Source organism: Streptomyces sp. HUAS TT7 (assembly GCF_051550175.1).
Classification (GTDB): Bacteria; Actinomycetota; Actinomycetes; order Streptomycetales; family Streptomycetaceae; genus Streptomyces.
The window spans coordinates 2,312,477-2,335,131 of the sequence record NZ_CP196175.1 but is presented as its reverse complement, the minus strand read 5'-3'; the positions used below and the strand labels follow the sequence as shown (position 1 = coordinate 2,335,131).

Here is a 22,655-nt window from a genome sequence, read left to right as displayed (position 1 = left end):
CCCATGCGAGTCGGCTGACCCGGAGCCCATCGCGCTGGTAGCCGTAGGGCATGCCGCTCACCCCCCGCCCCCGTTCCCGCCGGCTGCGTGCCGTGCTGCTTGCCGCGGCCGCGGCATCCGTGGTCGCCGCGGCCCTGCCCGCCCCGGTACCGCTGGGGATCGGGGATCCGCTGTTCCCGCATCTGGGGAATCCCGGGTACGACGTGCTCTCGTACGACATCGGGTTTACCTATCTGGGTGACAACAGCAAGCCGATGGAGGCCGTCACCACCATCGACGCCATGGCCACCGACGGTCTGGACCGGATCAATCTCGACTTCGCCCGGGGCACGGTGCACGCGGTCGAGGTCAACGGGCGGCCGGCGGAGTTCGCCACCGCCGACGAGGACCTGGTGATCACTCCGCAGAGCCCCGTCCACGCCGGTGAGCCCGTGCGGATCACCGTGCGGCACACCAGCGACCCGAAGGCGGCGCTCGACGGCGGCTGGGTGCGCACCGCCGACGGCCTGGTGATGGCCAACCAGGCCGACGCCGCCCACCGGGTGTTCCCCTGCAACGACCACCCCTCCGACAAGGCGTTCTTCACCTTCCATGTGGACGCCCCGGCGGATGTGACGGTGGTCGCCAACGGGCTGCCGACCGCGCGGGAGCGCCACGGCGGCAGCATCGTCTCCACGTACCGCAGCAGGCACCCCATGGCGACCGAGCTGGCCCAGGTGTCCATCGGGCACTCCGCGGTGCTGCACCGGGAGGGGCCGCACGGGTTGCCGATCCGTGATGTGGTCCCGGCCGCCGACAAGGCCAAGCTGGAGCCCTGGCTGAAGAAGACGCCCGAGCACATCGCGTGGATGGAGCGGCAGGTCGGGCGGTATCCGTTCGAGACGTACGGGGTGCTGATCGCGAGCGCCGACACCGGCTTCGAGCTGGAGACGCAGACCCTGACCCTGTTCGAGCGGCAGCTGTTCGTGCGGCCGGAGTTCACCGAGTGGTACGTGGACTCGGTCATGGTGCACGAGCTGGCGCACCACTGGTTCGGCGACAGCGTCTCGCCCCGAGGCTGGGCGGACCTCTGGCTGAACGAGGGGCACGCCACCTGGTACGAGGCGAAGTACGCCGACGAAGTGGGCAAGAAGCGGTCCATGGAGCAGCGGATGAAGGCCGCCTACGCCCTGTCCGACGGCTGGCGCGCAGCCGGCGGGCCGCCCGCCGCGCCCAGGGCGTCCGCTCCCGGACAGAAGATCGGGATCTTCCGGCCGATCGTCTACGACGGCAGTGCCCTCGTCCTGTACGCCCTCCGCGAGGAGATCGGCCCGCGGGCCTTCGACCGCCTGGAGCGACGCTGGGTGCGGGACCACCGGGACTCCACCGCCACGACCGCCGACTTCTCCGCACTGGCCTCCCGGATCGCGAGGCGTGACCTGTCCGGCTTCTTCAAGGCGTGGCTGTACGGGGAGAAGACGCCGCCGATGCCCGGCCACCCGGACTGGCACACCCAGAAGCCGAAGCACGCCTGACCGGCGACCCGGGCCCCGGCTCCGGCCCGGGCCATCGGGGCAGGGCCGGCCCAGGGCCGGAAAACCGGGGTGACGGCCGTGGAGGCACCGTGCGACCATCGTTCACGTCGGCGGCGCTGCCGGGGCCGGATTCCGTCCGGGAATCATTCGGACCCATTACGCGTTGTGACCGACACAGCCGGAATTCCCTCGGGGACTCCGGTCCGGAATTCCAACGACGTAAAGGATCCAATGACCTCCTCTTCATCCCCTTCCCAGGACGAGCAGAGCTTCGCGGACACGCACCGCACCGAGAGCCTTCGGGCCGATGCCCTGATGGAAGAGGACGTCGCCTGGAGCCACGAGATCGACGGAGCGCGGGACGGCGACCAGCTGGACCGCTCCGAGCGTGCCGCGCTGCGGCGCGTGGCGGGCCTCTCCACCGAGCTCGAGGACGTCACCGAGGTCGAGTACCGGCAGCTGCGCCTGGAGCGCGTGGTGCTGGTCGGCGTATGGACCACGGGAACGCTTCTGGACGCGGAGAACTCGCTTGCGGAGCTCGCGGCCCTCGCCGAGACGGCGGGCGCCCTGGTGCTCGACGGCGTCTACCAGCGCCGTGACAAGCCCGACCCGGCCACCTACATCGGCTCCGGCAAGGCGCAGGAGCTGCGGGACATCGTTCTTGAAACCGGCGCGGACACGGTGGTCTGCGACGGTGAGCTCAGCCCGGGCCAGCTGATCCATCTCGAAGACGTCGTGAAGGTCAAGGTGGTCGACCGGACCGCGCTGATCCTCGACATCTTCGCCCAGCACGCCAAGTCCCGTGAGGGCAAGGCCCAGGTCTCGCTGGCGCAGATGCAGTACATGCTGCCGCGCCTGCGCGGCTGGGGTCAGTCGCTGTCGCGTCAGATGGGCGGCGGCGGGTCCAGCGGTGGCGGCGGCATGGCCACCCGTGGTCCTGGTGAGACCAAGATCGAGACGGACCGGCGGCGGATCCGCGAGAAGATGGCGAAGATGCGCCGTGAGATCGCGGAGATGAAGACCGGCCGCGAGATCAAGCGCCAGGAGCGGCGCCGCAACAAGGTGCCTTCGGTCGCCATCGCGGGTTACACCAACGCCGGAAAGTCCTCGCTGCTCAACCGCCTCACGGGCGCGGGCGTGCTGGTGGAGAACTCGCTGTTCGCCACCCTCGACCCGACCGTGCGCCGGGCCGAGACGCCCACCGGGCGGCTGTACACGCTGGCCGACACCGTCGGTTTCGTACGGCATCTGCCGCACCACCTCGTCGAGGCGTTCCGCTCCACCATGGAGGAGGTCGGCGACTCCGACCTCATCCTGCACGTGGTGGACGGGTCGCACCCCGCGCCGGAGGAGCAGCTCGCCGCTGTGCGCGAGGTCATCCGTGATGTGGGCGCGGTCGACGTGCCCGAGATCGTGGTGATCAACAAGGCGGACGCGGCGGACCCGCTCGTGCTGCAGCGGCTGCTGCGGATCGAGCGGCACTCCATCGCGGTCTCGGCCCGCACCGGCGAGGGCATCGAGGAGCTGCTCGCGCTCATCGACACCGAACTGCCGCGCCCCTCGATCGAGATCGAGGCGCTGGTGCCCTACACGCACGGGCAGCTGGTCGCCCGGGCGCATGCCGAGGGCGAGGTGATCTCCGAGGAGCACGTGGCGGAGGGCACCGTGCTCAAGGCGCGGGTGCACGAGGTGCTCGCCGCCGAGCTGGCTCCGTATGTGCCGGCCGCGCACTGAGCGTACGGACGCCGAACTGCCACTCGGCAGGCGGTAGTTCGGGAGGCTGAAAGACGCAGGGCCCGCCCCCTCCTGCGAGGGGGCGGGCCCTGCGTCGTATCCGGTGCTCAGGCGTTCCGGTGTTCCGGGGTTACTGGCCGCCGTACTTCGCGCTCATCGAGTCGAAGAGGGCCTTCGCGCCGGCGCCGAGCTGCGGGCCGGCCAGCCAGCCCGAAGTGACCGGGCCGATCGAGGTGTTGGAGACCAGCTGCGCCTTGCCGTCGGGGCCGTTCATGAACCAGCCGCCGCCGGAGGAGCCGCCCGTCATGGTGCAGCCGATGCGGTACATCGGAGGCGTGCCGGGGCTGATGGAGAGCTGGCCGGGACGGTCGAGGCACTTGAACATCTGCAGACCGTCGTACGGCGGCGCCGCCGGGTAGCCCCAGGCGCCCATCGTGGCGACGGACTTGGCCTGCGGGGCTGAGAAGTTGACCGTCAGCGCGTTGCCGACCGTCTCTTCCAGGGACTTGCCGCCGTTCTCCGGCTTCACGTGGAGCACCGCGTAGTCGTACGGGGCGCCGGTGCCGCCGGTCGGGCCGCCGTCCTTGATCCACTCGCCGGAGGTCGAGGCCCAGTCGGCCCAGTACACGCCGTAGGGCGCGATCTCCTGCGGCTGCGCGTTGTTCAGCGCCGCCTCCGACTTGCCCTTGTCGTTGTACGACGGGACGAAGGCGATGTTGCGGTACCAGCCGCCGGAGCCGCCCTGGTGGACGCAGTGGCCCGCGGTCCACACCATGTTGGACTTGCCGGGGTGGGCCGGGTCCTTCACGACGGTGCCCGAGCAGACCATGGCGCCCTCGGGGGAGTCGAAGAACACCTTGCCGACCGGGGCCGCGAAGTTGTGGTACGGCAGCTTCTCCTGGACGGCCTTGACCGGCGCGGGCTCGGGGTCCGAGATGCCCGTACCGCCGTTGACGTCACCGGCCGCCATGGTCTTCTGCGGGTCCTTGGCGGACTTCATCCGGTCCGGCTTCCACAAGCCGTCGATCACCGGGTTGACGAAGTCCTTGGCGTCACGCAGCCACTTGTCCTTGTCCCAGTTCTTCCATCCGCCGTTCTTCCACTTGTCGAGGTCGACCCCGTGCTTCTTGAGGGTGTCGGCCAGGTCGGCGGGACCGGCGGAGTCGCCCTTGGCCTGGGCGGAGCCGGAGGCCGACGGCTTGCTGTCCGCGTCACTGCCGCCCGGGCCGCACGCGGTGGCGGTCAGCGCGAGAGCCGCGGCGAGGCCGGAAGCGGCCAGCAACGGACGTATGGATCGCATGAAAACGATTCCCCCTGATGAGCCTGCCCGTCGAGAGCAGGTGTTGCCATGTACTTGTCAGTGTGGTGGGCGGACGTATGCACCTCCGCCCACCGTGCAGCCCCCTACTATGCCTGCTCGGCACGGGGGGTACGAACGGGGGCCCCGGCGTTCACAGGACCCCCGCAAAGCGCTTACTGGCCCGCGTACTTGGTGCTCACCGAGTCGTAAACACCCTTGGCCTCCTTGCCGAGCCGCGGACCGGCCAGCCAGCCCGCCGTGACCGGGCCGATGGAGGTGTTGGACACGAGCGACGGCTTGCCGTCCGAGCCCGTGGCGATCCAGCCGCCGCCGGAGGAACCACCGGTCATGGTGCAGCCGATGCGGTACATCGTCGGCAGGTTCGCTTCGAGGGACAGCCGGCCCGGCTTGTCCTTGCACTGGTACAGCTTCTGGCCGTCGTAAGGAGGCGCGGCCGGGTAGCCGTTGGCCGTCATGGCACTGATCTTCGGCACGGCCGGCGCGTTGAAGTCCACCGGAAGCGCTCCGCCGACGGTCTCCTCCAGGGACTTGCCGTTCGAGCCCTTCTCCGGCGTCACATGCAGCACCGCGAAGTCGTACGGGGCGCCGGTGCCGCCGGTCGGGCCGCCGCCCTCGATCCACTGCTGCGACGTCTGCGCCCAGTCGGCCCAGTAGACGCCGTACGGAGCGATCTGCGCCTTGGTGGCCTTCTGCAGCTGGGCCGTCGGCAGGTTGGAGTTGTTGTACGAGGGGACGAAGGCGACGTTGCGGTACCAGCCGCCCTTGGCGCCCGCGTGCACACAGTGGCCCGCGGTCCACACCATGTTGGACTTGCCGGGGTGCGCCGGGTCCTTCACGACCGTCGCGGAGCACACCATCGAACCCTCGGGGCTGTCGAAGAACAGCTTGCCCAGCTCCGGCAGGCTCTGGTGGTACGGAGCCTTCACCGCGGCGGCCTTCACGGGTGCCGGCGTCGGGTCCGTGACGCCCTTGTCGCCGGAGATGTCGTTGGGAACGGCCTTCTCCGGGGGCTTGTCCGCCTTGCGCATCCGGTCCGGGTCCCACAGGTCCTGGATGATCGGGTTGACGTAGTCCTTGGCCTCACGCAGCCACGTGGCCTTGTCCCAGTTCTTCCACTCGCCGTTCTTCCACTTGTCCAGGTCGATGCCGTGCTTCTTGAGCTGGTTCTTGACGTCGTCCGGGATCTGGAGCTTGTCGGCGTCGCCCGCGGCCGCCGACGCCGTCGGCTTGCTGTCGGCCTTGGAATCGCCGGGCCCACAGGCGGTGGCGGTCAGCGCCAGTGCGGCCGTGAGGCCGAGGGCTGCCAGCACGGGGGAGACCCCGCGACGAGCTCTCCTCCCCGTGCGCTCGGCGCTGGACGGGCGTATGGGTCGCATGTCGGATTCCCCCTGGAACTTCGTCATCAAAGCGTCTTCGTCTTCTTCGTCTTCTGAACTCGTGAACAAACGCGTGAACAGCGGCACCGCGAGCCGGTGCCCGAGTGCGGCCCCCACTATGCCGGTGCCGATGGGGACGGCACGCGGCAGGGCCACGGTTCCCGCCCGCCAGGACCGTACGGCCACGCCGGTAAGGCGAACCTTTCCTGGAGGCAAGGAAGTTCCGGTCAGGCCGTGCTCCCGCGGTGCCGGCGTCGTTGGTACGTACGGGGGACATCAGGACAGCGTTCAGCGTGGGAGTACGCGCCGCGCAACGGACGCGATACGGAACCGTCACAGCGGGAGGACCAGCAGTCGTGGCCGTGACCGAACCAGCTCCTACGGCGCTGCTCAGCACTCATGAGGGCATCCTGCGACGGCAGTCCCTGAGGGAGTCGGCTGCCCGCACCTACGCCCGTTCGCTGCCCATCGTGCCCGTGCGGGCACGCGGGCTGACGATCGAGGGCGCGGACGGGCGGCGCTATCTGGACTGCCTCTCGGGGGCGGGGACACTGGCGCTCGGGCACAACCACCCCGTCGTGCTCGAAGCGATCCGCAAGGTCCTCGACTCGGGGGCGCCGCTGCACATCCTGGACCTCGCGACGCCGGTCAAGGACGCCTTCACCACGGAGCTGTTCGCCACCCTGCCGCGCCAACTCGCCGAGCACGGGCGGATCCAGTTCTGCGGGCCGGCCGGCACGGACGCGGTCGAGGCCGCGCTGAAGCTGGTCCGCACCGCCACCGGACGCACCGGAATGCTCGCCTTCACCGGCGCCTACCACGGCATGACCGCGGGCGCCCTCGCCGTCTCCGGCGGCGCCCGGGACGCCGGGGTGATCAGGCTGCCCTACCCGCAGAACTACCGCTGCCCGTACGGAATCGGCGGCGAACGCGGGGCCGAGACCGCTGCCCGCTGGACCGAGAACCTCCTCGACGACCCCAAGGGCGGCATCCCCGCCCCGGCCGGGATGATCCTCGAACCCGTCCAGGGAGAAGGCGGCGTGATCCCGGCGCCCGACGCCTGGATGCGCCGGATGCGCGACATCACCGCGAGCCGCTCCATCCCGCTGATCGCCGACGAGGTGCAGACGGGGGTCGGCCGCACCGGCACGTTCTGGGCCGTCGAGCACAGCGGGGTGGTGCCCGACGTGATGGTGCTCTCCAAGGCCATCGGCGGCTCGCTGCCGCTGGCCGTGATCGTGTACCGGGACGGCCTCGACGCCTGGGAGCCGGGCGCGCACGCCGGTACCTTCCGCGGCAACCAGCTCGCCATGGCGGCCGGCGCGGCCACCCTCGCGTACGTCCGCGAGAACCGGCTCGCCGACCGGGCGGCCGTCCTCGGCGCCCGCATGCTCGGCCAGCTGCAGGGCCTCGCCGCCGACCACCCCTGCATCGGCGACGTGCGCGGCCGGGGCCTGATGATCGGCGTCGAACTCGTCGACCCGGAGCGCGAGGACCTCAGCTCCGGCAACCCGCCGCCGCCCGCGCCCGCGCTGGCCGCCGCCGTGCAGCAGGAGTGCCTGCGGCGCGGGCTCATCGTCGAGCTCGGCGGCCGCCACTCCAGCGTCGTACGGCTGCTGCCCCCGCTCACCCTCACCGACGAACAGGCCGTCGCCGTCCTCGACCGGCTCGCCGACGCCCTGGCCGCCGCCGCACGCTCCCCGCACCCGCGCACCGACTCGGGGGCCGGCGTGCACCACCGGGCCGAGACCGGACCGTCCCACTGATCCCGGACCACCCCACGAGCTCCCAAGGAAGACCTCCGTGAATCCCACTCCCGCACCTGACGCGCCTGAGGCCGAAGGCCCTGTCACCGCCCACCGCGGCCCGCTGGTGGCCGAGCCGACGACGGTGCCGCGCCAGAAGGCCGGGATCCACGGCGAACGACTGACCGCCCGCAGTGAACCGGACCCGCTCGACGCCGCCGACCCCGAGGCCGCCGCAGAAGCGGCCGCCGTCGAGAACCTGCTGCGCTGCTGGGTACGCGAGAACGACCTGGCCGCGCCCGACGGTCCGGCCCTGCGCATCCCGCTCCCGGCCAGCGGCACCGCCCTGCTCGTGCCCGTGCCGTACTGGTCGGCCACCGGCTGGCACCGGTTCGCCAGGCCCACCCTGGAAGGCGGCTCCGCCGGCGCCCCGCCCGCCGACGCCGTCACGGTCGCCGCCCTGCTCGGCCGCGAGGCGGGCCAGAGCGAAGGCGCCGACCTGGTGGGCCGCGTCGCCGACTCCGTGCGCCGCACCGCGGACTTCATCGCCGACCGGCGCACCAGCCCCGGCCCCCGCGAAACAGCCGATCTCTTCCTCACCGCCGAACAGTCCCTCCTCCTGGGCCACCCGCTGCACCCCACCCCGAAGAGCCGCGAGGGCCTCTCCGAGACGGAAGTACGCCGCTATTCACCCGAGTTGTACGGCTCCTTCCCCCTGCACTGGATGGCCGTCGACCCCTCCGTCCTCGCCGCCGACTCGGCATGGACCGAGGGCGGCCGCACCATCGACGCCCCCCAGCTGGCGCACCGGCTCGCGGGCGACCTCCCACTCCCGCCCGGCGCCGTCCCGTTGCCCCTGCACCCCTGGCAGGCGCGCGACGTCGCCCAGCGCCCCGCCGTCGCCGCGCTGCTCGACGCCGGACTCCTGCACGATCTCGGCCCGCACGGCGACCACTGGCACCCCACGTCCTCCGTCCGCACCGTCCACCGCCCCGGCGCCGACGCCATGCTCAAGCTGTCGCTCGGCGTACGCATCACCAACTCCCGCCGTGAGAACCTCCGCAAGGAACTCCACCGGGGCGTGGAGGTCCACCGCCTGCTGCGGGCGGGCCTCGGCGAGGAGTGGCAGTCGGCCCACCCCTGCTTCGACATCGTCCGCGACCCCGCCTGGCTCGCCGTCGACGCCCCGGACGGCGAACCTCTGCCGGGCCTCGACGTCATGGTCCGCCACAACCCGTTCGCGCCCGGGGACGACGCCGTCTGCATCGCCGCACTCACCGCCCCGCGCCCCATGCCGGGCCGTGCCGGGATGCACTCGCGCCTCGCCGACCTGGTGGGCCGGCTCGCCGCCCGCACCGGCCGGCCCACCGCGGCCGTCTCCGCCGAGTGGTTCCTGCGCTACCTCGACCAGGTCGTGCGCCCGCTGCTCTGGCTGGACGGCACGGCAGGCATCGCCCTGGAGGCCCACCAGCAGAACACGCTGGTCCTGCTCGACCTCGACGGCTGGCCCGTGGGCGGCCGTTACCGCGACAACCAGGGCTACTACTTCCGCGAGTCGCACCGCGCCGCCCTGGAGCGGCGGCTGCCCGGCATCGGCGCCACCAGCGACACCTTCGTCCCCGACGCCGTGACCGACGAGCGCTTCGCCTACTACCTCGGCATCAACAACGTCCTCGGCCTCATCGGGGCCTTCGGCGCCCAGCACCTCGCCGACGAACGCGTCCTGCTCGCCGCCCTGCGCCAGTTCCTCGCCAAGGCCACCGGCCTCGGCTCGCCCCTGCCCGCCCAGTTGCTGGACAGCGCGACGCTGCGCTGCAAGGCCAACCTGCTGACCCGGCTGCACGGCCTCGACGAACTCGTCGGCCCGGTCGACACCCAGTCCGTCTACGTCACCATCACCAACCCCCTTCACACCAACGGAACTTGACCCGTACGAACTGCGAGAGGAACGTCGCCGTGCCTCCCACCGATGCGAGCACCGACGCCGACGCCGACCCGGCCCCCCATCAGGGGGCGGCGGCCGACGACACCCTGGACCTGGAGCTGCCCGGCGAACTGATCGCCCTGTTCGGCGACAGCGCTGCCGGGCCGGACGGTTCGGGCCCGGACAGGCCCGGGGCCGGTGGGCCCGTCGGGTCCGAGCTCTGCGGGCCGGGCGTCGCTTCCGCTCCCCCGGGCACGGGGACCGCGAGCGCGCAACCTCTCACCGGCGACGTGGCCCAGCAGTGGCCTGGCAGCGACCTGCTGCCGCCGTCAGACAGTGCTGCCCGGCTTGCGTACCCCGTCGTCGAGGACCTGCTCGATTCCCCCGGCCACTGGGCGCCGGCCAGCACCCCGCTCGGCGTGCTCCAGCTCGTACCCGTACGTCTCGAACGCGACCTCGCCCTCCTCGCCCAGTGGATGAACGACCCCGCCGTCGCGGCCTTCTGGGACCTGGCGGGACCCGCGTACGTCACCGCCGCCCATCTGCGCAACCAGCTCGACGGCGACGGCCGCAGCGTGCCCTGCGTGGGCGTCCTCGACGGAACTCCCATGAGCTACTGGGAGATCTACCGCGCGGACCTGGACCCGCTGGCCCGCCACTATCCGGCCCGCCCGCACGACACCGGTCTCCATCTGCTCATCGGCGGCGTCGCCGACCGAGGCCGGGGCGTCGGGACCACCCTGCTCAGGGCCGTCGCCGACCTGGTCATCGACAACCGTCCGCACTGCCCCCGTGTGATCGCCGAACCCGATCTGCGCAACACCCCCTCCGTCTCCGCGTTCCTCAGCGCCGGCTTCCGTTTCCACGCGGAGGTCGACCTGCCCGACAAGCGAGCCGCCCTGATGGTCCGCGACCGCGCGCTCAGGAACCTGCTGTGAACGCCCCGCCGCTCCGCATACACCTCTGGCCCCGAATCGGTTCGACCCCGAGGAGTCCCCATGCCGAACCCTCCTTCCCCCGATGAATCCCGCGGCCTCCTCGACCCCGAAGCCCCGCCCGGGCTGCTGGCCCCTCCCGAGCTGAACCGCGAGGCCTGGGACCGTGCGGGACGCCTCCTCCTGGCGAAGATGATCGGTGCCTTCGCCTACGAGGAAATCGTGCAACCAACGGTAGAACCCACCACTGACAATGCCGGGCCCGACGGAAAAAGCACAGGTCAGTACGGGTTCTCGCTGGACGACGGCAGCACTTTGACCTTCGTGGCGCGGCGCGGCGCGTACGGCGGCTGGCAGGTGGACCCCGACTCCGTCCGCCGCACCGAGCGGGGCGCCCCGAGTGCGGGGGGGCCGGGCGGCCGGAGCACCCCAGGACACCCGCTCCCGTCCGCCGAGGCCTTCGGCGATCCCATCCGCTTCCTCGGGCTCGCCCGTCGGACCCTCGGCGTCGACGGGGCCACCTTCGGACACCTCGTGCGGGAGCTCACCGCCACCCTGGCCGCGGACGCCCGCCTGTACTCCACCGCGCTGCCCGCGGCCGAGCTCGCCGACCTGGGCTACGCCGAGCTGGAGGGCCACCAGACCGGCCATCCCTGGCTCGTGCTCAACAAGGGCCGGCTCGGGTTCTCCGCCGACGACGCCGCGCGTTGGAGCCCGGAAGCCCGCACTCCGGCCAGGCTGCCCTGGATCGCGGTCCGCACGGACCTCGCGAGCTACCGGGGCGTCGAGCCGCTGGCTACGCCGGACCGGCTCTACGACCGCGAGCTCGACGCCCCTGTCCGCGAGGCGTTCGCCGCCGCGCTCCGGGCCCGGGGCCTCGACCCGGCGGCCTATCTCTACCTGCCCGTCCACCCCTGGCAGTGGACGGAGATGATCCTTCCGCTGTTCGGCCCGGCCGTCGCCGACAACGCCATCGTGCCGCTGCCCACCGACGGCGACGTACGGCTGCCGCAGCAGTCCATCCGCACCTTCCTGAACCTGTCGCGGCCCGAGCGCCACACGGTGAAACTGCCGCTGTCCATCCTCAACACCCTGGTCTGGCGGGGCCTGCCGACCGAGCGCACCGTGGCCGCGCCCGCCGTCACTGCCTGGGTGCAGGGCCTGTGCGAGCGGGACGCCTTCCTGCGGGACGAATGCCGGGTGATCCTGCTCGGCGAGGTGGCCTCGGTGGCCGTGGAGCACCCGCTGTACGACCGCATCGCCGAAGTCCCCTACCAGTACAAGGAGTTGCTCGGGGCGATCTGGCGCGAGCCCCTGCCGCAGCGGCTCGCGGCGGGCGAACGGGCCCGCACCCTCGCCGCGCTGCTCCACACCGACCCCGAAGGGCGCGCCTTCACGGCCGAGCTCGTCGCCCGTTCGGGGCTCGCGCCCCAGGTGTGGCTGCGCCGGCTGTTCAGTGCCCTGCTGCCGCCGCTGCTGCACTTCCTCTACCGCTATGGAACCGTCTTCTCGCCGCACGGGGAGAACGCCATCGTCGTCTTCGACGACCAGGACGTGCCCGTACGCCTGGCGATCAAGGACTTCGTCGATGACATCAATGTGAGCGCCGAGCACCTTCCCGAGCACGACTCGATGCCCGAGGACGTGCGGAACATCCTCCTTACGGAGGTGCCCTCCTTCCTCACGCAATTCATTCATTCGGGGCTCTTCGTCGGCGTCTTCCGGTTCCTGGCCCCGCTCTGCGAGGCCCAACTGGGCGTCCCCGAGGCCGACTTCTGGGCCCTGGTGCGCGACGAGATCCTGCGCCACCAGGCGCGTTTCCCCCACGAGAAGGACCGCCACGAAACGTTCGACCTGCTCACGCCCCGGATCGACCGGCTCTGCCTCAACCGGAACCGGCTGCACACGGACGGCTACCGGGACCGCCCCGAGCGGCCGCACGCCACCGTGCACGGCACCGTGGCGAACCCTCTCGCAGCGGCTGAGTGATCGGATTGTCAGTGGCGAGCCGTAGGGTGGTCTGGCTATGACAAAGCCTTCACTCCCCGAGCTCCTGCACGCCGCCGTCACCGCCGTCGGCGGCGTGGAGCGGCCTGGCCAGGTCACCATGGCCACGGCTGTCGCCGATGCCGTCGACGACAGCTCCCACCTGCTGGTCCAGGCCGGGACGGGCACCGGAAAGTCCCTCGGCTACCTGGTGCCGGCCCTCGCGCACGGGGAGCGCGTCGTGATCGCCACGGCCACCCTGGCGCTCCAGCGCCAGCTCGTGGAGCGCGACCTGCCGCGCACCGTGGACGCGCTGCACCCGCTGCTGCGGCGCCGTCCGCAGTTCGCGATGCTGAAGGGCCGCTCCAATTACCTGTGTCTGCACCGCCTCCATGAGGGCGCGCCGCAGGACGAGGACGAGGGGCTCTTCGACCAGTTCGAGTCGGCCGCGCCCACCAGCAAGCTGGGTCAGGACCTGCTCAGGATGCGGGACTGGGCGGACGAGACCGAGACCGGCGACCGTGACGACCTGACGCCGGGTGTCTCGGACAAGGCGTGGGGGCAGGTCTCCGTTTCCTCCCGCGAGTGTTTGGGCGCCACGAAGTGCGCCTATGGGGCGGAGTGCTTCGCGGAGATGGCGCGGGAGCGCGCCAAGCTCTCCGATGTCGTCGTCACCAACCACGCCCTGCTCGCCATCGACGCGATCGAAGGCGCCCCGGTGCTCCCGCAGCACGAGGTGCTGATCGTCGACGAGGCCCATGAGCTGGTCTCCCGGGTCACCGGCGTCGCGACCGGCGAGCTCACCCCCGGCCAGGTCAACCGGGCCGTGCGGCGCAGCGCCAAGCTGGTCAACGAGAAGGTGGCCGACAGCCTCCAGACCGCTGCCGAGGGTTTCGAGCGGGTGATGGAGCTGGCGCTGCCGGGCCGCCTGGAGGAGGTCCCGGAGGACCTCGGCTATGCGCTGATGGCGCTGCGCGACGCCGCCCGCGAGGTGATCTCGGCGCTCGGCTCCACCCGTGACAAGTCCGTCCAGGACGAGGACGCCGTGCGCAAGCAGGCCGTCGCCATGCTGGAGACGGTGCACGGCGTGGCGGAGCGCATCACCAACGGCTCCGAGTGGGACGTCGTCTGGTACGAGCGCCACGACCGCTTCGGCGCCTCGCTGCGGGTCGCCCCGCTCTCGGTGTCGGGCCTGCTCAGGGAGAAGCTCTTCACGGACCGCTCGGTGGTACTGACCTCCGCGACGCTCAAGCTGGGCGGGGACTTCAACGGGGTGGGCGCCTCGCTCGGCCTCTCCCCGGAGGGCACCGGCGGCGAGGACGTCCCGCAGTGGAAGGGCCTCGATGTCGGCTCGCCCTTCGACTACCCCAAGCAGGGCATCCTCTACGTCGCGAAACACCTGGCCACCCCGGGCAGGGAGGGTTCGCGCGGCGACATGATGGACGAGCTGGCCGAGCTGGTGGAGGCGGCCGGCGGCCGCACCCTCGGCCTGTTCTCCTCGATGCGGGCCGCCCAGGCCGCCGCCGAGGAGCTGCGCGGCCGCCTGGAGAATCCGATCCTGCTCCAGGGTGAGGAGACGCTGGGCGAGCTGATCAAGTCGTTCGCGGCCGACCCGAAGACCTGTCTGTTCGGCACGCTGTCTCTGTGGCAGGGCGTGGACGTGCCCGGCCCGAGCTGCCAGCTGGTGGTCATGGACCGGATCCCGTTCCCGCGTCCCGACGACCCGCTGATGAGCGCCCGCCAGAAGGCGGTGGAGGAGGGCGGCGGCAACGGCTTCATGGCCGTGGCGGCGACGCACGCCGCGCTTCTGATGGCCCAGGGCGCGGGCCGTCTCGTACGGGCGACGGGTGACCGGGGCGTGGTGGCGGTGCTCGATCCGCGGCTGGCCAACGCCCGCTACGGCAGTTATCTGCGGGCCTCGCTGCCCGACTTCTGGTACACCACGGACCGTAACCAGGCGCGTCGCTCGCTCGCAGCCATCGACGCGGCGGCCAAGGCCGACGGCAAGTAGGGCGGTGCTGCCCCGCCCACACCGCGCGGGGCGGGGCGCTGCGGACACAGCAGGGCCCCGGGACCGGCGCAGGGGGTCCCGGGGCCCGGTCAGAGCCGGCGGAGGGGTCAGACCCGCCGGAGCACCGCCACGACCTTGCCCAGAATGGTCGCGTCGTCGCCGGGAATCGGCTGGTAGGCGGCGTTGTGCGGGAGCAGCCAGATGTGGTTGTCCTCGCGCTTGAAGCGCTTGACGGTGGCCTCGCCGTCCAGCATCGCGGCGACGATGTCGCCGTTCTCGGCGACGGGCTGGCGGCGCACCGTGACCCAGTCGCCGTCACAGATCGCGGCTTCGATCATCGAGTCGCCGACGACCTTCAGGACGAACAGTTCGCCGTCGCCGACGAGCTGGCGGGGGAGAGGGAAGACGTCCTCGACCGATTCCTCGGCGAGGATCGGGCCACCGGCGGCGATCCGGCCCACCAGCGGCACATAGGAGGCGGCGGGCTTGCCCGCGGTGTCGGTGGGCTGGCTGCTCGGCTGGTCGGAGCCGCGGACCTCGTATGCGCGGGGCCGGTGCGGGTCGCGGCGCAGGAAGCCCTTGCGCTCCAGGGCCATCAGCTGGTGGGCGACGGACGAGGTGCTGGAGAGGCCGACGGCTTGGCCGATCTCCCGCATCGACGGCGGGTAGCCACGCCGCTGCACGGAGTCCCGGATCACTTCGATGACTCGCCGCTGCCGGTCGGTCAGCCCCGAGCTGTCCGCCCTGATCCCTGGAGGTCGGCCGGGCAGCGAGCGGGCACGCCCGGCGTCCGCCCCCTGGTTCGTGACTGCGTCATTCATGGCATGCACCGGCTCAAGTCGGGTCTGGGAGCGGTCCTGGGCAGTGATGGTGGCACTGTCTGCGGTGGTGGTCACGTCGGCCCCTCTCGAAATGGTCTCCCTAGCTGGACAACGGTAGTTGCTTTCGAAAGGTTGCGCCAAACACACGTTCGAGTGAAAAATCGCAGAACGCGCTGCACGGTCCTGCGGGTGGGTGTATGTGCGAGTCCCGATTGAGGGCCCGTCGAACGGCAATTCGGTCCATTACGGTACCCTTCACCGCCGGGGACGGACGCTTGGCGACCACCCCCTCGGGGACCGTTCCGGCGGCCGCCGCGTGTCGCTCACGACGACGGCGTACCGGCGCACAGTCTGTCATCCGGCACCCCGCAATCCGGCGCTGCGACGCGCTTCCCGTAATCTCTTGGGCGGCCGGAAAACGCCGGGCCGCAGTCGGGGTTTCGCGACACGCGGTAGGGCTGGGTAACCGAAGAAACCCTAGATCTAGTGGTTGGATTGGTGCAGCCACCCAGAAGTTGTGGTCCGTGGTCCTTCAAGACCCTGGCCATCGCCTATGCTTGTGGTCGCTTCGCGGGAGGTTTCCGAGCCCGCCGAGGCTATTCAGTCGTGCTGTGAAGGAGGGTTGGGAACCATGCACTGCCCCTTCTGCAGGCACCCCGACAGCCGTGTCGTCGACAGTCGTACGACCGACGACGGCACGTCGATCCGCCGGCGCCGCCAGTGCCCCGACTGCTCCCGTCGCTTCACGACGGTGGAGACGGCCTCACTGATGGTCATCAAGCGTTCCGGCGTGACCGAGCCCTTCAGCCGCACCAAGGTCATCTCCGGCGTCCGCAAGGCATGCCAGGGGCGGCCCGTCACCGAGGACGCCCTCGCCAAGCTCGGCCAGCGGGTCGAAGAGGCGGTGCGCGCCACCGGCAGCGCCGAGCTGACCACCCACGACGTGGGGCTTGCCATACTCGGCCCGCTGCAGGAGCTCGACCTCGTCGCGTACCTGCGCTTCGCGTCCGTCTACCGGGCTTTCGACACGCTCGAAGACTTCGAGGCCGCCATCGTGGAACTCCGCGAGCGGCGGCCTCCCGCAGACCAATCAGACGAGTGCGTGGCCGGCGTGACCTCCCAGGTCCCCGTGCCCGCCACCGCTGCCGACTGACCGAGGGGGCCCGGACGGGCCCGCGGTCGCCGATCGGCGGCATCCAGAACCTGCCAGGGGTGAGCTTCCGCTGCGCCCGTGGCAACAGACAAACACCGTGCCTTGGGAACATTCAGGCACTTTTGGGCGTTTTTGCCCGCGTATGGGAGGCGGCAATGACAGAGACGGCGAGCGGCCCGGCACGAGGCTCCCGAGCCAAGGGATCCAAGGCCACCAAGGGGCTGCGCATCGAGCGCATCCACACCACCCCCGGCGTGCATCCGTACGACGAGGTGGCCTGGGAGCGCCGTGACGTCGTCATGACCAACTGGCGCGACGGCTCGGTCAACTTCGAGCAGCGTGGCGTCGAGTTCCCCGACTTCTGGTCGGTGAACGCGGTCAACATCGTCACCAGCAAGTACTTCCGCGGGGCCGTCGGCACCCCGCAGCGCGAGACCGGTCTCAAGCAGCTCATCGACCGGATCGTGAAGACCTACACGAAGGCCGGCGAGGACTACGGCTACTTCGCCTCTCCCGCCGACGCCGAGATCTTCGAGCACGAGCTGGCGTACGCACTCCTGCACCAGATCTTCAGCTTCAACTCGCCGGTGTGGTTCAACGTCGGCACGCCTCAGCCGCAGCAGGTCTCGGCCTGCTTCATCCTGGCCGTCGACGACTCCATGGAGTCGATCCTCGACTGGTACAAGGAAGAGGGCATGATCTTCAAGGGCGGCTCCGGCGCCGGCCTGAACCTCTCCCGCATCCGCTCCTCCAAGGAGCTCCTTTCCTCCGGCGGCAACGCGTCCGGCCCGGTCTCCTTCATGCGCGGTGCCGACGCCTCGGCCGGAACCATCAAGTCCGGCGGCGCGACCCGCCGCGCGGCCAAGATGGTCATCCTCGACGTCGACCACCCCGACATCGAGAACTTCATCGAGACCAAGGTGAAGGAAGAGGAGAAGATCCGCGCGCTGCGCGACGCGGGCTTCGACATGGACCTGGGCGGCGACGACATCACGTCCGTCCAGTACCAGAACGCCAACAACTCGGTCCGCGTGAACGACGAGTTCATGAAGGCCGTCGAGACCGGCGGCAAGTTCGGCCTGAGGGCCCGCATGACCGGTGACGTCATCGAAGAGGTCGACGCCAAGTCGCTCTTCCGCAAGATGGCCGAGGCCGCCTGGGCCTGCGCCGACCCGGGCATCCAGTACGACGACACCATCAACCACTGGCACACCTGCCCCGAGTCCGGCCGCATCAACGGCTCGAACCCGTGCAGCGAGTACATGCACCTGGACAACACGTCCTGCAACCTCGCGTCCCTGAACCTGATGAAGTTCCTCAAGGACGACGGCAAGGGCAACCAGTCCTTCGAGGTCGAGCGCTTCGCCAAGGTCGTCGAGCTCGTCATCACCGCGATGGACATCTCCATCTGCTTCGCGGACTTCCCGACCCAGAAGATCGGCGAGAACACCCGCGCCTACCGCCAGCTGGGCATCGGCTACGCCAACCTCGGCGCCCTGCTGATGGCCACGGGCCACGCGTACGACTCCGACGGCGGCCGCGCGCTCGCCGGCGCCATCACTTCCCTGATGACCGGCACCTCGTACAAGCGCTCCGCCGAGCTCGCCGCGGTCGTCGGCGCGTACGACGGCTACGCCCGCAACGCCGAGCCGCACCAGCGCGTCATGAAGCAGCACGCCGACGCCAACGCCGCGGCCGTCCACGTGGACGACCTGGACAACCCGATCTGGGCCGCCGCCACGGAGGCCTGGCAGGACGTGGTCCGGCTCGGCGCGAAGAACGGTTTCCGCAACGCGCAGGCCTCGGTCATCGCGCCGACCGGCACCATCGGTCTCGCCATGTCGTGCGACACCACCGGCCTGGAGCCCGACCTCGCCCTGGTCAAGTTCAAGAAGCTGGTCGGCGGCGGCTCGATGCAGATCGTCAACGGCACGGTGCCGCAGGCGCTGCGCCGCCTCGGCTACCAGGAGGAGGCGATCGAGGCGATCGTCGCCCACATCGCCGAGCACGGGAACGTCATCGACGCCCCGGGCCTGAAGACCGAGCACTACGAGGTCTTCGACTGCGCCATGGGCGAGCGTTCCATCTCCGCGATGGGCCACGTCCGCATGATGGCGGCCATCCAGCCGTGGATCTCGGGCGCCCTCTCCAAGACGGTCAACCTGCCGGAGACCGCCACCGTCGAGGACGTCGAAGAGGTCTACTTCGAGGCGTGGAAGATGGGCGTCAAGGCGCTCGCCATCTACCGCGACAACTGCAAGGTCGGCCAGCCCCTCTCCGCCAAGACCAAGGAGAAGGAGAAGGAGGCGGTCACCGCCAAGGCCGAGGAGACCATCCGCACCGCGGTCGAGAAGGTCGTCGAGTACCGCCCGGTCCGCAAGCGCCTCCCGAAGGGCCGCCCGGGCATCACCACCTCCTTCACGGTCGGTGGCGCCGAGGGCTACATGACCGCCAACTCCTACCCGGACGACGGTCTCGGCGAGGTCTTCCTGAAGATGTCCAAGCAGGGCTCGACCCTCGCGGGCATGATGGACGCCTTCTCCATCGCCGTCTCGGTCGGCCTCCAGTACGGCGTGCCGCTGGAGACCTACGTCTCGAAGTTCACCAACATGCGCTTCGAGCCGGCCGGCATGACGGACGACCCGGACGTGCGGATGGCGCAGTCGATCGTCGACTACATCTTCCGCCGCCTGGCGCTCGACTTCCTGCCGTTCGAGACCCGCTCCGCCCTCGGCATCCACTCCGCCGAGGAGCGTCAGCGTCACCTGGACACCGGCTCGTACGAGCCGACCCTGGAGGACGAGGAGCTGGACGTCGAGAGCCTGGCCCAGTCGGCCCCGCGCCAGACCGAGACCCTGAAGGCCGTCGCCGCACCGAAGCCGGTCGCGGTCGAGGCCCCCAAGGTCGCGCACAACTCGGCCGAGCTCGTCGAGATGCAGCTCGGCGTCAGCGCGGACGCCCCGCTCTGCTTCTCCTGCGGTACGAAGATGCAGCGAGCCGGCTCCTGCTACATCTGCGAGGGCTGCGGCTCGACCAGCGGTTGCAGCTGACAACGGGCGCACTACGTGGGGCGATCGTCCGACGTAGCTCGCAGGTTTAGCTGAGAAGAAGTGCACTGAGGGGACCGGCAATCGCCGGTCCCCTCAGTCGTGCGCGGGAGTCAGGCCGTCCCCATGGCGGCGATGAACGCGTCCGGGTCAAGGGCGAAGCCGCGGATGTCCTCGCGGAAGGCCCACGCGCCGGACTCGGCGCGGGTGAACTCCGCGACCGTAGCCGCCCTGGAGCCCGCCACCTGCGCGAAGCCGTGGTTCGACAGCTCGGTGTAGCCGTCCCGGATACGGATGCCGGCGTTCGCCACATCGCCGAAGACGAGGCGCCCCGCCCGCTGTTGGATGACCACGCCGACCACTACGCGGGCGTGTTCCGGGGGCAGGCGGCCGAGTTCCAGGGTCATGACCTCGTCGTAGCCGAGGCCCTGGCCGGTGCGGCTGTCGCGGTTCAGGTTGATCGTGCCGTCGGGGGAGCGGCTGTCGAAGTGCACCCAGTAGGTGGGTGGTCCGTACGGGGCGGCCGCCGGATAGACCCCCGCGACCACATCCAGGTCGTGGGCGGGCGAGCCGAGCGGGGCGGGGTCCCACCGCAGTGCCACCTCGACCGTGCCGAGCCCTTTGCCGATGCCGCTCATTCAAACCCCTCCCCGTGCCTGACCTGCCGCCCCCGCGTGCTTCTCATGCTGTCACGCCCGTCCTTGCGAAGTGGTGCGACGAATGGTTTGGTGCGCGGCGCCCGGGCGGTGATCATTGTGTGCGGCGGGGGCCGCGGGGGTCCTCGGGTTTTTCGGGGGGATCATGATGTGGAACGGCCAAGACGTCGATCTGGACGCCTACTTCGCGCGGATCGGCTACGACGGTGATGCGTCGCCCACGCTCAGGACCTTGCGGGAACTGCACCGGGCACACGTGGCGGCGATCCCCTTCGAGAACCTGGACGTGGCCCTCGGGCGGCCCGTCCCGCTGGATGTGAAGAGCCTCGTCGGCAAGCTCGTCGGGCAGGCGCGCGGAGGCTACTGCTACGAGCAGAACTCGCTGTTCGCCGCCGTCCTTGAGCGCCTGGGCTTCGAGTTCGGCGGGCGCGGGGCCCGCAACCGGACCCGGGGGACGTGGCTTCCGCCGGTCACCCACGCGCTGCTCGCGGTCAGCGCCGAAGGCCAACTCTGGCTGTGCGACACGGGGTTCGGGGGGCAAGGGCCGCTGGAACCGGTGCCGTTGAGGGACGGCGCGGTCGTGGAGCAGGGCGGGTGGACCTTCGGCATCGGCATCGAGGACGACGGCACCCACGTACTGCGGTCGCTGCGCCCCGGGGGATGGCTGGACCTCTACGCCTTCGCGCCGCAGACGCTCTACCCGGCCGACTTCACGGTCATGAACCACTACAGCTCCTCGCACCCCCAATCCCGCTTCGTGGGCCAGGTCGTGGCGCAGCGCACGGCGCCCGGAGTCCGCCGGGCGCTGGTCCGGGACGAGCTCACCACCGTTCGTACGGATGGCACCGAGGAGCGGATCAGGGTGCCCGCCGACGAGCTCGGAGTGGTGTTGTCAGAGGTCTTCGATATCGTGATGGAGCGTGAAGAACTCGCACAACTGGGTGCATTGGGGGGTGGGTTGAATGGCCGGTGATTTCGGCCCGATGTTCGGTGGTGAACTGGGATTCGGGGCGCGCGTCATATTCCCGCGGAAGTACTCCGCCGGAGCCTGACCGGGGCATGGTGGTGCGCCGTACGATGGCGCGGTGCTGGTCAAGTGGATTCGCTGCACCGTGGTGGACCGCCGCGGTTTCGAGCGGGGGCAGCGGAAATGGGTGGGGTTGCTGGGTGAGCCCGGTTTCCGGGGGCAGGGCGGCGGCTGGAGCCGGAGGCGGCCGGAAGTGGCCCATGTCTTCGGCTTCTGGGAGAGCCGCGCGTTCTACGACTCCTTCATGGCGCGGGCGCACGACCGGCTCGCCGTCGCGCAGTCCGGCACGTACAAGGACATCGAGGTGAAGCTCTTCGATCACCGCTTCGATGTGAAGACCGGCTTCGAGCCGCGCTTCACCGACGCGGACGTGGTCCGCGTCGCGCACTGCCGGGTGCACGAGGACCGGGTCGAGCACTTCGCGCTGATGCAGGAGAAGGTCTGGAACCCGGCGATGGCAGGGTCCCCGGGCATGCTGCGCGGGGTGTTCGCCGAGGCGCCCGGCCACGAGTTCCTGGTCCTTTCCATGTGGCAGTCGGCCGCCGAGCACGGCAAGTACCGGGCCGACCGGGTGGAGCGGCTCTCGCTGCGCGCGCAGACCGAGACCGATGTCGCAGCCCTGACCGGCGATGTGGTCCAGCTCGACGCGGACTGGACGGTTTGAGGCGGCTCCCGGAGCGCCTACGCCGGATGGAGGCCGGACAAGTGCTCGATCGCCGCGCTGGCGATCTAGGGTTTGGGCATGGCAAGACCGCGACGCATCGTCCTCGTCCGGCACGGCGAGTCGGAGGGCAACGCCGACGACACCGTGTACGAGCGCGAGCCCGACCATGCGCTGAGGCTCACCGAGGCCGGCCTGCGCCAGGCCGAGGCGACGGGGGAGCGGCTGCGTGCGATGTTCGGGCACGAGAAGGTCAGCGTCTACGTCTCGCCCTACCGGCGGACCCACGAGACGTTCCGGGCGTTCGGCCTCGACCCGGAGCAGGTGCGGATCCGGGAGGAGCCCCGGCTGCGCGAGCAGGACTGGGGGAACTGGCAGGACCGGGACGACGTCAAGCTGCAGAAGGCGTACCGGGACGCGTACGGGCACTTCTTCTACCGGTTCGCGCAGGGCGAGTCCGGGGCCGACGTCTACGACCGGGTGGGGGCGTTCCTGGAGAGCCTCTACCGGAGCTTCGAGGCGCCCGACCATCCGCCCAACGTGCTGCTCGTGACGCACGGGCTCACCATGAGGCTGTTCTGCATGCGCTGGTTCCACTGGAGCGTGGCCGACTTCGAGTCGCTGTCCAATCCGGGGAACGCCGAGACCAGGACGCTGCTGCTGGGCGCCGACGGGCGGTACTCGCTGGACCGGCCATTTCAGCGGTGGCGTGCCCCGGAACCGTACGGGATCACCGGATAGAGT

General features: G+C 70.5%; 16 protein-coding genes. 12 read left to right on the top strand and 4 right to left on the bottom strand.

Annotated features, from left to right (window positions below):
- The first annotated feature begins 50 nt into the window (after nucleotides 1-50).
- Together ACSHXC_RS10340 and hflX are read left to right on the top strand one after the other, a co-directional pair.
- Nucleotides 51-1,514, top strand: coding sequence for a M1 family metallopeptidase (locus tag ACSHXC_RS10340; RefSeq protein WP_438291300.1), 1,464 nt, complete (start codon nucleotides 51-53; stop codon nucleotides 1,512-1,514).
- 231 nt (nucleotides 1,515-1,745) lie between these two features.
- On the top strand, nucleotides 1,746-3,248 hold the full coding sequence (gene hflX / locus ACSHXC_RS10335) for a GTPase HflX (RefSeq protein WP_438291299.1): 1,503 nt from the start codon (nucleotides 1,746-1,748) through the stop codon (nucleotides 3,246-3,248).
- A 130-nt stretch (nucleotides 3,249-3,378) separates the two neighbouring features.
- On the opposite strand, the gene ACSHXC_RS10330 is transcribed toward hflX, so the two are convergent.
- Entirely contained in the window at nucleotides 3,379-4,548 is a 1,170-nt protein-coding gene (locus ACSHXC_RS10330; RefSeq protein ID WP_386001006.1) for a trypsin-like serine peptidase, read from the bottom strand.
- 173 nt (nucleotides 4,549-4,721) lie between these two features.
- Nucleotides 4,722-5,945: a trypsin-like serine peptidase gene (locus ACSHXC_RS10325; protein ID WP_438291298.1), complete on the bottom strand. Its 1,224-nt coding sequence runs from the start codon at nucleotides 5,943-5,945 to the stop codon at nucleotides 4,722-4,724.
- Between the two features lie 356 nt (nucleotides 5,946-6,301).
- On the opposite strand from ACSHXC_RS10325, the gene ACSHXC_RS10320 reads away from it, so the two are divergent.
- Genes ACSHXC_RS10320 through ACSHXC_RS10300 form a run of 5 tightly spaced genes read left to right on the top strand, consistent with a single transcriptional unit; the run spans nucleotide 6,302 to nucleotide 14,546 of the window.
- Nucleotides 6,302-7,711 carry a diaminobutyrate--2-oxoglutarate transaminase family protein gene (locus ACSHXC_RS10320; protein ID WP_438291297.1) on the top strand — a complete coding sequence of 470 codons (1,410 nt, stop codon included), beginning with the start codon at nucleotides 6,302-6,304 and terminating at the stop codon, nucleotides 7,709-7,711.
- A gap of 37 nt (nucleotides 7,712-7,748) precedes the next feature.
- A complete protein-coding gene (locus ACSHXC_RS10315; RefSeq protein ID WP_438291296.1) occupies nucleotides 7,749-9,617 on the top strand; it encodes an IucA/IucC family protein in 1,869 nt (622 codons plus the stop codon).
- Between the two features lie 29 nt (nucleotides 9,618-9,646).
- Complete coding sequence (locus ACSHXC_RS10310; protein WP_438291295.1) at nucleotides 9,647-10,552, top strand: GNAT family N-acetyltransferase; 906 nt, start codon at nucleotides 9,647-9,649, stop codon at nucleotides 10,550-10,552.
- 60 nt (nucleotides 10,553-10,612) lie between these two features.
- A complete protein-coding gene (locus tag ACSHXC_RS10305) occupies nucleotides 10,613-12,538 on the top strand; it encodes an IucA/IucC family protein (protein ID WP_438291294.1) in 1,926 nt (641 codons plus the stop codon).
- Nucleotides 12,539-12,575: 37 nt separating this feature from the next.
- Nucleotides 12,576-14,546 (top strand): ATP-dependent DNA helicase, encoded by a 1,971-nt coding sequence (locus ACSHXC_RS10300; RefSeq protein WP_438291293.1) that lies wholly within the window; start codon nucleotides 12,576-12,578, stop codon nucleotides 14,544-14,546.
- A gap of 107 nt (nucleotides 14,547-14,653) precedes the next feature.
- Here ACSHXC_RS10300 and lexA read toward each other — a convergent pair whose 3' ends face one another.
- Nucleotides 14,654-15,442 carry a transcriptional repressor LexA gene (lexA, locus tag ACSHXC_RS10295; RefSeq protein WP_053726378.1) on the bottom strand — a complete coding sequence of 263 codons (789 nt, stop codon included), beginning with the start codon at nucleotides 15,440-15,442 and terminating at the stop codon, nucleotides 14,654-14,656.
- Between the two features lie 556 nt (nucleotides 15,443-15,998).
- Between lexA and nrdR the strand changes: the two genes are divergently transcribed.
- Both nrdR and ACSHXC_RS10285 read left to right on the top strand, forming a co-directional pair.
- A complete protein-coding gene (nrdR, locus tag ACSHXC_RS10290; RefSeq protein ID WP_438291292.1) occupies nucleotides 15,999-16,520 on the top strand; it encodes a transcriptional regulator NrdR in 522 nt (173 codons plus the stop codon).
- A 155-nt stretch (nucleotides 16,521-16,675) separates the two neighbouring features.
- Complete coding sequence (locus tag ACSHXC_RS10285) at nucleotides 16,676-19,570, top strand: vitamin B12-dependent ribonucleotide reductase (RefSeq protein WP_438291291.1); 2,895 nt, start codon at nucleotides 16,676-16,678, stop codon at nucleotides 19,568-19,570.
- Between the two features lie 110 nt (nucleotides 19,571-19,680).
- Here the strand turns inward: ACSHXC_RS10285 and ACSHXC_RS10280 are convergent, their stop codons facing one another.
- A complete protein-coding gene (locus ACSHXC_RS10280) occupies nucleotides 19,681-20,205 on the bottom strand; it encodes a TerD family protein (protein WP_438291290.1) in 525 nt (174 codons plus the stop codon).
- Between the two features lie 163 nt (nucleotides 20,206-20,368).
- Between ACSHXC_RS10280 and ACSHXC_RS10275 the strand changes: the two genes are divergently transcribed.
- The 3 genes from ACSHXC_RS10275 to ACSHXC_RS10265 all read left to right on the top strand — a co-directional run bounded on the left by ACSHXC_RS10275 (nucleotide 20,369) and on the right by ACSHXC_RS10265 (nucleotide 22,652).
- Nucleotides 20,369-21,196 carry an arylamine N-acetyltransferase family protein gene (locus ACSHXC_RS10275; protein WP_438291289.1) on the top strand — a complete coding sequence of 276 codons (828 nt, stop codon included), beginning with the start codon at nucleotides 20,369-20,371 and terminating at the stop codon, nucleotides 21,194-21,196.
- 112 nt (nucleotides 21,197-21,308) lie between these two features.
- Nucleotides 21,309-21,914, top strand: coding sequence for a YdbC family protein (locus ACSHXC_RS10270; protein ID WP_438291288.1), 606 nt, complete (start codon nucleotides 21,309-21,311; stop codon nucleotides 21,912-21,914).
- A 78-nt stretch (nucleotides 21,915-21,992) separates the two neighbouring features.
- Nucleotides 21,993-22,652, top strand: coding sequence for a histidine phosphatase family protein (locus ACSHXC_RS10265; protein WP_438291287.1), 660 nt, complete (start codon nucleotides 21,993-21,995; stop codon nucleotides 22,650-22,652).
- Nucleotides 22,653-22,655 lie beyond the last annotated feature (3 nt).